Genomic DNA, 7152 nt, shown 5'->3' on the forward strand with positions numbered 1-7152 from the left:
GCCCCAGATCAGGTGATCCAGGGGCATCTACTCACTTCTCGGCAGGAGCCCGGAGTGCGGAGCCCGGCTGCTGAGCGGCAGCTCGTCAGCGTCCCGCGAGCCACCCGCGCAGCCGGTCGGGGCGGTCGGTGATGACCGCGTCGACGCCGATCTCGAGGGCCAGCGCCCACTGCTCGGGCTCGTTCAGGGTCCAGACCATGACCTCGAGCCCGGCGTCGTGCAGCTCGGCGACGAGCCCGGGCTGCGCGAGCAGCACCGTCCCCGCAGGGTTGCAGGTCATGACCCCCAGCTCTGCGCAGACCGCGAGGAGGTCCTCGGAGGTCTCCGCGACGAGCAGCCCGCGGCGCAGGTCAGGGGCGACCTTCTGCAGCGAGGCGACGGTCGAGGGCCAGAAGCTCTGCCCGATCACGCGGTCGGTGAGCCCGGCGCGCAGGACGGGCTCGGTGACCTTGCGGACGTCGTCGGGCCCCCAGTCGCCTTTGACCTCCAGGAGGAGGTCGATGCCCGGGTGCGTCACGAGGAAGTCCACGACCTCCGCGAAGGTCGGGACCCGCTGCCCCGCGTACGCAGGGGCGAACCACGAGCCCGCGTCGACCGCCCGGACGTCCGCGAGCGGCAGCGCGTCGAGGCGCCCGCTGCCGTCGGTCGTGGCGTCGAGGGTGTCGTCGTGGATCACGACGACCTCGCCGTCGGCGGTGAGCTGGACGTCGAGCTCGATGCTGTCGGCTCCCGCACGCCACGCGGCCTCGAACGCCGCGAGCGTGTTCTGCGGGGCGACCGACGAGTTGCCCCGGTGCGCGACGACCTGGAACGGGCCCGTCACAGGTAGGGCTCCACGTTCTCCTGGTAGGCCTTCTCGAGGCGCGGCGTGATCGACGCGAACGCCTCGGCCGCGGGCGTGCCCTTGAGCACGATCTGCTCGATCCCGTCCGTGAGGATCTGGTCGCCCGAGGGTACGAAGACCCGGACCCAGTCCTGCGAGCGCGACTTCTCGGCGAGCTGGTCGACGGCCGTGCGGAACTGCGGCGTGGCCGCGTAGATGCTGCTCATGGTCTCTCCCTCGACCGCGGACGTGCGCACCGGCATGTACCCGGTGTTCTGGGAGAAGTATGCGGTGTTCTCCGGGTCGGTGAGGAAGGCCAGGAACATCGCGGCGGCGAGCTGCTGCTCGGGCGAGCGCGAGGCCGGGATGGCGAGGCCGGTGCCTCCCGTGGGGGTCCCGGAGCCGCTGGGGCCGTCGGGCAGGTAAGCAGTGCCGAGCTCGAACGGCGCGGCCTCGAGCAGGCCCGTGAGGCTGCCCGTGGACCCGATCGTCGACGCGAAGATGCCTGCGGCGAAGTCCGCCCCGGCGTCGGTGCCGACGCCCGCGACCTTGGACCCGTGGAACAGGTCGTGCAGGAAGTCGCCCGCGGCCAGGGCCTGCGGGGTGTCGAGCGTGACCGTGAACTTGTCGCTGTACTGGCCGCCCTGGCCCCACAGCATGTTCTCGAACCACCACGCGGCCCAGGACGTGCCGGTCGCGAGGCCCAGGGGGGCGCCGTCGCCGGGGACCTGCCCGCGCAGTGCGGGGGCCCACTCGGCGAGCTCGGCCCAGGTCTCGGGGCCGCGGTCGGGCAGGCCGGCGGCGGCCCACATGGCCTTGTTGTAGTAGAAGAGCGGCGTGGAGCGCGCGTACGGCACGGCCCAGTGCGAGGACTCGTACTCGTAGTCGCCGTACAGCGTCGGGTTGTAGTCGGCGACGTCGACGTCGAGGTGCGCGAACACGTCGTCGAGCGGCATGACCTGGCCGTTGAGGTAGTAGCGGAACCACCAGACGTCGCTCGCGATGACGAGGTCGGGCAGGTTGTTCGACGACGACGCGGCCTGGAAGCGCTGCGCGACCTCGTCGTACCCGGCTCCTGCGGTCACGAGCTTGACCGCGATGTCGGGGTGCTTGGCGTTGAACCGGCGGATGAGCTCCTCCTCGATCGCCTTGGAGGCGCCGGGGTGGTTGCTCCACCAGGTGATCTGCGAGGCGGGCTTGATCTTGGACCAGTCGGTGCCCGCGGAGGCGGACGGGGCGGACGTGCCGCCGCCGACGGTCGGTCCCGCGCACGCGGCGAGGGAGAGAGCGAGGGCTCCGAGGCCGCCGAGGCGCAGCACGTCGCGACGCGACGGGGTCCACAGGGCGGGCAGGGGCTGGTTCACGGTGATGCTCCTTGGGGTGGGGAACAGCGACCCGGCAGGCGCCGGGGGGACGGGGTGGACCGGCGTGTCAGCCGGTCACGGCTCCGGCGGTGAGCCCGGCGACGAGCCGGCGCTGGAGGAAGAGGAAGACGACGAGGATCGGGAGCGTCACGAGCACGGTCGCGGCCATGAGGACGCCCCAGTTGTTCATGCCGTCGACGCTCTGCAGGAGCGTGAGGCCCACGGGGAGCGTCATCTTCTCGGCGTCGTCGGTCACGAGGAACGGCCACAGGTAGTCGTTCCACTCCGCGACCACGGACACGAGCGCGACCGCCGCGATCGTGGGGTAGGACAGCGGCACGACGAACCGCCACAGCTTGCGCCAGTGGCCTGCGCCGTCGAGCTCGGCGGCCTCGAGGATCGAGATCGGCAGCGACAGGAAGTGCTGACGGAACAGGAAGGTCCCGAACGCGCTCGCCAGGCCCGGCACGAGGATGCCCTGGTAGGTGTTGAGCCACCCGAGTTGGGCGACGAGCGTGTAGTTGGGGATGATCGTGATCTGCTGCGGGATGAGCAGCGTGAACAGGACGAGGACGAACACGGCCCGCTTGAACGGGAAGTCCAGGAACACGAGCGCGTAGGCGCAGCACAGGCCCAGCAGGAGCTTGAGCGTCGAGCCCACGACCGTCAGGCCCACGCTGTTGAGGAACAGCTGCCCGACGGGGATGCTCTGCGTCGTCTGGACATAGTTGGCGAGGTCGAGGTTCTGCGGGAGCCACTGGAGCGGGATCGAGTACAGCTCGTCGGGGCGCTTGAAGCTCGCGAGCACCATCCACACGAGCGGCAGCGCCATGACGACGGTCGCGACCAGGAGGGTCGCGTACGCGCCCAGGTGCAGGGGCCGACGACGGCGCGTGCGCTGCGTGGGTCGGCCGCCGGTCGGGCGGTGCCCGGCACCGCTGGGGGCCGGTGGTGCGTCCACGGGTGATCCGGGGTGCTGTGCGCTGGACGCGCCCGAGGCTGCGGTCGGGGTCTGGGGCGCTGCGGGGACCGGGGACTCTCGCACCGGGTTCTGGACGCTCATGCGTAGTGCACCTTCTTCTCGACGAAGCGCAGCTGGACGACCGTGACGACCAGCAGCAGGAGGAAGAGGATCGTGGCGACGGCCGACGCGTAGCCGGCCCGGCCGGTCACGAAGCCCTCCTCGTAGATCTGGTACATGAGGGTCGTGGTCGAGCCGAGCGGCCCGCCCTTCGTCATGGCCTGGATGATGTCGAACGACTGCAGCGAGCTGAGCAGCGTCGTGACCGTGAGGAAGAAGGTCGTGGGCGCCAGGAGGGGCAGCACGATCGAGCGGAACGTACGGGCCGAGGACGCGCCGTCGAGGGCCGCAGCCTGCTTGAGCTCGAGCGGGACGGCCTGGAGACCGGCCAGGTAGATGAGGGCGACGTACCCGACGTTCTTCCACAGGTAGACGACGATGATCATGATCAGGGCCCACGGCGAGGTCGTGTACCAGTCGGGGGACTGCAGGCCGATCGCCCGGAGCCCGGCCGAGAGCAGGCCGTAGCGCGGGTCGAAGATGAACAGCCACAGCATGCCGACCGCGACGCCGGACAGGACGTACGGCGCGAACGCCACGGTCCGGGCGAACCCGCGACCCTTGAGGCGGCGGTTCAGCAGGAGGGCGAGCCCCAGGCCGAGGACGAGCGAGCCGCCCACGGTCGCGACCGTGAAGATGCCCGTCGTGGCCATGACGTCGGCCGTCGTCGGGTCCTGGAACCACTCGACGTAGTTGCCGAGGCCGACCGAGCGGGCCGTCGGGGAGCCCATGTTCCACTGCAGGGTCGAGTAGTAGAAGCTCTGCAGGAGCGGGCGGTACACGAACACGAGCAGCAGGGCCACGTTGGGCCCGGCGAGCAGCAGGAACGCGAGCCAGGTACGGACGGCCCGTGGGGTCGGGCGGGAGGGGCGGCGCCGTCCAGGGATCGTCGGCCGGCGGTCCGGTGGTGCGGGGCGTGCGGGGGCTGACACGGAGGTCATGGGGTGGGGCTCCAGTCACGAGCGGGTGAACGCCCGTCACCCTAGGAGGGCGAAGTGTCCGAGAAGTGGCCTCAGCGGCTCCGTTCCCCGAACGTTCCCGGGGCGTTCACCGGCACCTCGACGAGGCGTCATCGGGAACCCGTGGTGGCTACCTGCGAGCTGCTCGGGGCGAGGCCCGCGCGGGGTGGCTCGCGGCTCGCGGCTGCGGCGAGGCTCGCGCGTGGCTGGACCGGGAACTCTTGTCGGGGAGTGTTCGCTGGGCAGGAGCAGGTCCCGCTCGGCGAACGCGGATCCCGCTCAGCGAACCTGCTCGTCAGGCGACCTGTGCCAGCCCGAGGCCACAGGGCCGGCGCACCCCTGCGTCACGTCTCTCGCGATCAACGACCGCCGGCATCGCTGCCCGGAGTCTGCGGCGTCGACGACCGGTGGGCACGTCGCGCGCCCGCTCGGGCGACCACGAATGCCAGGAGAAGCAGGACGACCGCGGCGAGGAGCGTGGTGTGCACCGTCGCCATCCGCTCGTAGACATCTCGTGGGACGACCTCGTCGGTCCCCGTCATTCGAGCGAACTGGTCGACGACGTACCAGCGGTTCGCCCAGGCGATGAGCTGGGAGACGCCCACCGCACCGAGCAGCAGGGCCACGGCGCGCGACCAGCCGTCGGCGTCGCCGTCCCGTCGATCGTTCTTCTCAGGACGCACCACGGTGTCCTCCCTCTCTGGTCACGGTGCTTCGTCACCCGTCGCTGGGGGCACCGCGGTCGGCAGGTTGGCGAGCAGGCCACGGAGCAGCTCCACCTCGACGAGCAGGGCTTGCCTGCCGCGCGGGGTGATCCGTGCCCAGGTGCGCGAGCGCCGCCCGTCGCTGGCCTTGCGGAGCTCGACGTAGCCGCTGGTCACGAGGACGTCGAGATGTCTGCCCAGGTCACCGTCGGTGAGCCGGAGCGCGCGCTTGAGGTGGGTGAAGTCGGCATCACGTGTCTCGGCGAGGATCGCGAGGATCCCCAGTCTTGCTCGTTGGTGGACGGTCTCGTCGAGCTGGGAGAGCGGATGCGGATCGGGCGTGGTGCTCATGCCGGCACCACCTGTGCGAGACGTCGCTCCCGGACGAACGCAGCGACACCCAGGCCCAGGAGCCCGACGGTGCAGACGACCATCCCGCCCACGCCTCCACCCAGGAAGGCCGCGTGGTTGTCGAGGGTGCCGAGCGAGACCAGCGGGCTGACAGCCATGAGCACCAGACCGGGAACCCACAACCACGCAGAACGGGCCCGCCAGCCGAGCACTCCGAGCCCCACGCCCAGGAAGAACGCCGAGCCGACGAAGAAGACGGCAGCGAGCCCGAACGGTACGAAGAGCAACGCCAGCAACGCCAGGGCGAGGACGCCGTACCCGTCGTTGCCGACCCCGATGCCGATGAGCTGCCGCTGGACCAGCATGACCGCCAGCAGCACCCCGTAGGTGAGCGCCGGAACGAGGACCTGGTCGCCCATCCCGAACACGGCCGCCTCGAGGTACGTCAGATAGACCATGGCCAACCCGTTGACGAGGAGCGGCAATGACGTCGCGTGGCGCGCCGCCCGCTGCTGGGTGCGGATCGCGTCGACGTACTCCGTTGCTGTTGCCATCGGTTGACTCTGTCAGACAGAGAAAGTCGGATCAAGACCCGCGCGCCCGTCGCACGCCACGGCTGCGGTGGACACCGGTGCTGCCGGCTCTCGTCGGAGGTCCACGTGCAGACGGACGGTGTTCGGTGCCTGTGGGACGCTTGCGAGAACGTCGGCCCTGCCCGAGGGGTGCTGCTCCGCTGTGGGGCAGGGACGAGCACCGAGGAAGCCGGTAGGCACCAGCCCGACGACGAGGTGAGCCATGACGTACGCACCGCAGGACCTGCGGAACATCAGCGTGACCCCCGGCACGGGGTTCACGGTCGCGCTGTTCGTCCGTGACCGCCTCGCGCTCCCCGTGGCGAGCGACGTCCCGGCGCTCGCGCCCGGCGTCGAGGCCCGGGCTGTGCCCGACGACGAGGCCGCGGCGCTCGCGGCCGAGTGGCGCGCGTGGTGGGAGCGCCTGGCCGAAGCGCCCGCGGGCCGTGTCGTCCGACCGGCCTCGGAGCGGCTTGCCACGGTGTTCGACGCCGTCGTGGACGAGGCGCGGGCGTGGGATGCCGGGAACGTGCGACCGAACCTCTTCCTCTCGGAGGACGACCTCGCCCCTGGCTTCGTCCCGTCACCGGTCGGCGACCCGGGCGTCCCCGTGGTCTACGACGTCGAGCTCGTGCCGGTGGACGGAGCGTGGCACCGGGACATCGGTCCGCACCGGCTGCTCGTCGGCACCCGGACGTGGGAAGACCCGGCGGCGATGGAGGCGATCCTGAGGTTCCGGATCGAGCGGCTGCAGGGCCAGGGTCCTCGATCCCCCCGCGCGGCACCACGCACCTGGCACCTGACGGTCGACGGGCAGGTGTTCACGGTCAGCGACCGGCCCCACGACCCCGGGAGCTACGACTTCCGCTGGGAGAACGGGCCGATCGAGGGCTACGGGTTCTCTCTCGGCACCTCGACCCGGGAACCGTTGAGCGAGGACGTCCTGCGCCGGGAGATCCAGGGTTTCGTCGAGGGCTACGAGGTCTGAGCGGCCGCCCCGGGGCCGGAGCAGATGATCACCAGCCGCGCCGCTCGGACGTCCGAGACCTCCCCGTCGCCTCCACGGCGCACCTTGACCTCAACCCTGGTTGAGGACGTACCGTCGAAGCGTGCGGCTGCCGACCCCGGCCCGGTCCGCGCTCTCCCTCCTCGATCGGAAGGCGTTCTTTCCTGTGAGCAGCTCCCGTCCTTTGCGCGTCGCTGTCGTCGGCGCTGGTCCTGCTGGTATCTATGCGGCGGACATTCTGTCGAAGACGGATGTCGAGGTGAGTATCGATCTGTTCGAGCGGTTGCCTGCG

Annotated in this window: 9 protein-coding genes; 2 read left to right on the forward strand and 7 right to left on the reverse strand. The window is 70.8% G+C overall.

Annotation, left to right across the window (positions count from 1 at the left end):
• Positions 1-85: 85 nt before the first annotated feature.
• The 7 genes from ACFWFR_RS15640 to ACFWFR_RS15670 form a co-directional block, all read right to left on the reverse strand.
• Positions 86-823 carry a glycerophosphodiester phosphodiesterase gene (locus tag ACFWFR_RS15640; RefSeq protein ID WP_191805681.1) on the reverse strand — a complete coding sequence of 246 codons (738 nt, stop codon included), beginning with the start codon at positions 821-823 and terminating at the stop codon, positions 86-88.
• A complete protein-coding gene (locus tag ACFWFR_RS15645; protein ID WP_318244665.1) occupies positions 820-2187 on the reverse strand; it encodes an ABC transporter substrate-binding protein in 1368 nt (455 codons plus the stop codon). Before ACFWFR_RS15645 ends, ACFWFR_RS15640 begins: the two co-directional genes overlap by 4 nt.
• Positions 2188-2254: 67 nt before the next feature.
• On the reverse strand, positions 2255-3250 hold the full coding sequence (locus ACFWFR_RS15650) for a carbohydrate ABC transporter permease (protein WP_191805682.1): 996 nt from the start codon (positions 3248-3250) through the stop codon (positions 2255-2257).
• On the reverse strand, positions 3247-4209 hold the full coding sequence (locus tag ACFWFR_RS15655; RefSeq protein ID WP_191805683.1) for a carbohydrate ABC transporter permease: 963 nt from the start codon (positions 4207-4209) through the stop codon (positions 3247-3249). Before ACFWFR_RS15655 ends, ACFWFR_RS15650 begins: the two co-directional genes overlap by 4 nt.
• Positions 4210-4586: 377 nt before the next feature.
• Positions 4587-4910 carry a hypothetical protein gene (locus tag ACFWFR_RS15660; RefSeq protein WP_377623573.1) on the reverse strand — a complete coding sequence of 108 codons (324 nt, stop codon included), beginning with the start codon at positions 4908-4910 and terminating at the stop codon, positions 4587-4589.
• Between the two features lie 21 nt (positions 4911-4931).
• On the reverse strand, positions 4932-5282 hold the full coding sequence (locus tag ACFWFR_RS15665) for a transcriptional regulator (RefSeq protein WP_377623574.1): 351 nt from the start codon (positions 5280-5282) through the stop codon (positions 4932-4934).
• Positions 5279-5836: a hypothetical protein gene (locus ACFWFR_RS15670; protein WP_377623575.1), complete on the reverse strand. Its 558-nt coding sequence runs from the start codon at positions 5834-5836 to the stop codon at positions 5279-5281. The genes ACFWFR_RS15665 and ACFWFR_RS15670 overlap by 4 nt, the downstream gene beginning before the upstream one ends.
• Positions 5837-6077: 241 nt before the next feature.
• Here ACFWFR_RS15670 and ACFWFR_RS15675 point away from each other — a divergent pair, with 241 nt between their 5' ends.
• Positions 6078-6842: a hypothetical protein gene (locus ACFWFR_RS15675; RefSeq protein WP_377623576.1), complete on the forward strand. Its 765-nt coding sequence runs from the start codon at positions 6078-6080 to the stop codon at positions 6840-6842.
• Between the two features lie 184 nt (positions 6843-7026).
• A partial coding sequence (locus tag ACFWFR_RS15680; protein ID WP_377623577.1) for an NAD(P)-binding protein occupies positions 7027-7152 on the forward strand: 126 nt, incomplete at its 3' end.

This window comes from Oerskovia sp. NPDC060287, assembly GCF_042726775.1.
GTDB lineage: Bacteria > Actinomycetota > Actinomycetes > Actinomycetales > Cellulomonadaceae > Oerskovia > Oerskovia merdavium.

What these genes read in the sequence shown, in the direction of transcription:
- ACFWFR_RS15650 (WP_191805682.1), bottom strand. Translation starts at nt 3,250, where the DNA reads ATGAGCGTCCAGAACCCGGTGCGAGAGTCCCCGGTCCCCGCAGCGCCC.
- ACFWFR_RS15655 (WP_191805683.1), bottom strand. Translation starts at nt 4,209, where the DNA reads ATGACCTCCGTGTCAGCCCCCGCACGCCCCGCACCACCGGACCGCCGG.
- ACFWFR_RS15665 (WP_377623574.1), bottom strand. Translation starts at nt 5,282, where the DNA reads ATGAGCACCACGCCCGATCCGCATCCGCTCTCCCAGCTCGACGAGACC.
- ACFWFR_RS15670 (WP_377623575.1), bottom strand. Translation starts at nt 5,836, where the DNA reads ATGGCAACAGCAACGGAGTACGTCGACGCGATCCGCACCCAGCAGCGG.
- ACFWFR_RS15675 (WP_377623576.1), top strand. Translation starts at nt 6,078, where the DNA reads ATGACGTACGCACCGCAGGACCTGCGGAACATCAGCGTGACCCCCGGC.